The following is a 2,424-nucleotide window of genomic DNA, read 5'->3' on the forward strand; positions in this document are numbered from 1 at the left end:
ATGTACTTTACTGCCGGGAACATGGTTATGCTCCTTTGGGGATGTCCAAATTTATTAGCCATTTAAAAACAGTCTTGCCCCACAACTTCAAGGAACGTAGCTGGACACCCACGGTCAACGGAAAGCGCGAAAGAATTCAGTCCCACTTTACATTTATTGACTACGTGCCTGGGGTCTTTGAGATGAAAGTACCGGAGGGGCCACCGGATTCTTCACAATCCAGGGCGGAATTTTGGTATTGCTTTAAAGATAAATGCCTTGAAGGGGGAATAGAGGAATTTGAGGAGTTTTTTCACCCAACTAAAACGCCAGAACCCTTACACAGCTTACCTGTCCACCCTGTCCAAGCACAAGACCCCCCGATTTTTAACCCTGGACAGGCTGAAAGCCTTACACAGCAGGGCTGTCCACCCTGTCCAATTGTCCTCCCCCAAGAATTAGCATTGCAAAAAAAAGATGAGGAAAATAATGAAAGTCGAATTAATCAATTTGTCAATTTAACTGATAACCCTTCAGTCCCCCTAGACTTTGTGGACAACCTGGACAGCCTTACTGTGACTGGGTTTGAGCCTGTCCAACCAGTTAATCTTGCCGAAAACTCCTTGGACAGCCTGGACAGCCCTGCTGTAGCTAGGTTTTCTCCTCGACAAGATGGTGAATTGATAACTACACGAGAAAGCGAATTATCTTGCCCGGAATTTAAAGTTGGGGATAAAGTTGAGTTTTTCAACGACAGTGTTCGCAAGTGGCAAGTCGGAATCATTAAGAGCGTTCAACTAATGGAAACATATTTTTGTAGCGCAACAATTGAGTATCGAGGCTTTAAAGGTAAAGTATGCTCCATAGAAATATTCAGGAGTGATTGGATAAAATTTCTGCATTAGGGCATTAAATCAGTTAACAGTTATTGTCACCGATGTAAAACCCGATTAGGGAATTTTGCAGCATCGACAATGCCGCCAGTCATGTAGACACTTGATAGACAATTAAGATTGAATTAGACCGCGATTTCAAACAAAAACAATAATCATGGCATCTGCTGAATTTACCTCGCCTGAGTCAACCCAAGCAGTACCGACAGTTGAAACTCCATCGGATGAAGAGCAAGTAAATGTTGATACGTCAACATCAACAGAAATTGAATCGCCAGCAGCAATATTTCAAGCTGTTGGGGTAATTACTGGGTCGATCAACTTTACTGCTGATGGACAAAGCACTGTTACTATCGGTAGCTATGAATACCCACTTTACTACTCCAAGCGACAATGGAATGTATTAAACGCTCTCAAGAAGGAAATAGAAAATACTGGCAACCATAATCAGCGTTTGGTTGTTTATCCAAAGGCAATTCACTTTCCACGCAGAGAGCAACCGCATCGCATCGCTTTTCAGTTAGTGGGCTTTGACAGAGGGCGAAAACTAGATGCAGTCTCAGGGGAGTTAGAAGACCTGGAGTTTAAATTATCGGGATTATGGCAGTTCATTCCTGTCTGCTCTACTCCCTGTATCTCCGTGTTCCGAAATTTCTCTGATGAAAGACTCGAATTTATTAAGCAGGCCGAGCCTGCCCGAAAGGTGAAATTCATGAAGGCAAGTCATATACCTTTGCTATGGAAGGATGCACCCGTTCGACCCTTCAGATTTAATCCCAAGGTGGCTAAAGAAGAGCAAGGAGCAAGAGTCTTTGTCACAATCAAGGCCAAATTTCTGCCGGGGCGTGATGTCTTCGGTTTTGTTGCACTGACTGCGCTACCTAAAGATTCTGCACCCAGATTTCTCAAAGCGTCTAAGGAGGATAAAGCCACAGTGCAGTCAGCAGCTAAGAAGGCGGAAAGAGCAGCAGCACCACCTGCACGGAAGAAAGGTAAGTCAAGAGCGACTAGTCAGAATAATACCTCTGTGCCGCGTCCCAAACCAAAACCAAAGTTAAAAACGGGTGAGTAAAACCGCTTTTTTGTTTGATCAGTCAACGCCATCATGGGGTTAGGGGTGAAATGAGCAACCGTGCAGAAAGTTACGCTAAGGAATTGATGAGCCGTTTTCAATATCCCGATCACCAGGGATAAACCTGTACCAATAGCGTCTTATAGAGAAGGTAGAATGATGAGAACAGTTTTTGCTAGTCTTCGCTAAATGTTTACAAAAACTGCTGTGATTCTTCCACTAGTTTTTCGCTGTCCTTCCACATGGTAATGCTGCTATCACGGTAGATTTTGGCGATGAATGGGGCAGGATGTTTACGAACGAATTCTTGCATTGGGATGATCGCTTTTAGGAAGATTGAAGCCATCTCTTCTCCTGATACACTTTGGGAAGCAAATATAAACATCTTTACCTGAGCGCGTGCAACAGCAATCCTTTCTATTAAGTTGTTGCTAATCCTGCCATCTTTGGTCAAAACAACCCAGCCTCTTTTGCCAATCT

Annotated in this window: 2 protein-coding genes and 1 pseudogene; 2 read left to right on the forward strand and 1 reads right to left on the reverse strand. The window is 43.8% G+C overall.

All coding sequences use genetic code 11. The features are described 5' to 3' along the window. Both CDG79_RS43275 and CDG79_RS40140 read left to right on the forward strand, forming a co-directional pair. Window positions 1–884 (forward strand): hypothetical protein (locus tag CDG79_RS43275; protein WP_189525320.1); only part of this gene is annotated, 884 nt, incomplete at its 5' end. A gap of 145 nt (window positions 885–1,029) precedes the next feature. Then, window positions 1,030–1,944, forward strand: a complete 915-nt coding sequence (locus CDG79_RS40140; protein ID WP_094346999.1) for a hypothetical protein — start codon at window positions 1,030–1,032, stop codon at window positions 1,942–1,944. Between the two features lie 193 nt (window positions 1,945–2,137). On the opposite strand, the pseudogene CDG79_RS43280 reads toward CDG79_RS40140, so the two are convergent. Then, window positions 2,138–2,424 (reverse strand): annotated as a pseudogene (locus CDG79_RS43280) (hypothetical protein); the annotation flags it as partial.

The sequence above is a fragment of the Nostoc sp. 'Peltigera membranacea cyanobiont' 232 genome, from assembly GCF_002245985.1.
Classification (GTDB): Bacteria; Cyanobacteriota; Cyanobacteriia; order Cyanobacteriales; family Nostocaceae; genus Nostoc.

Bases quoted from the DNA above. Each gene is read 5' to 3' on its own strand.
- CDG79_RS40140 (WP_094346999.1), top strand. From the start codon at position 1,030: ATGGCATCTGCTGAATTTACCTCGCCTGAGTCAACCCAAGCAGTACCG.